At 72.7% G+C, this 604-nt stretch carries 1 pseudogene; it reads right to left on the minus strand.

Features of this window, described 5'->3' with window-relative positions:
* Positions 1-604 (minus strand): annotated as a pseudogene (locus VR45_RS10140) (hypothetical protein); the annotation flags it as partial.

A 604-nucleotide genomic window follows, 5' to 3' on the forward strand; every position in this document is an offset into this window, starting at 1 on the left:
GTGCCGGCGTAGTCGCCGTCGGTGGTGTAGAGGGACCGGTCGGAGCCGATGATGTTCAGGTGGACGCGGTTGCCGGTCGCGGCGGCGGTGATGGCCCTGGCGCCCTCGGCGCCGCCGGGGACCTCCTGCCAGGCGCTGCTCCACTGGCCGGTGCCGTAGTCGGCGTCCATGGTGTAGACGTGACCGGTGGCGCCGAGGGCGAAGACGTGCATGGTGTTGCCGGTGACGGTGCTGGCGAGGGCCTTGAGGCCGGTCCCGCCCAGGGCCACCCAGGTGCCGGACCAGCCGGTTCCCGCGTAGTCGGCGTCGGTGGTGTGGAGCGCGCCGTCGGAGCCGATGATGTTCAGGTGGACGCGGTTGCCGATGGTGGTGGCGCTGACGGCGGCGGCGCCCTCGGCGCCGCCGGGCACCTCCTGCCAGGTGGTGGTCCACTGGCCGGTGGTGTAGTCGGCGTCCTTGGTGTAGACGTGGCCGGTGGTGCCGAGGGTGTAGACGTGGACGGTGTTGCCGGTGACCGCGCTCGCGACTGTTTCCTTGAGGCCGGTGCCGCCCTGGGTGGCCCAGGTGCCGGACCAGCCGGTGCCGGCGTAGTCGCCGTCGGTGG

Source organism: Streptomyces sp. NRRL S-495, from assembly GCF_000966955.1.
Lineage (GTDB): Bacteria > Actinomycetota > Actinomycetes > Streptomycetales > Streptomycetaceae > Kitasatospora > Kitasatospora purpeofusca.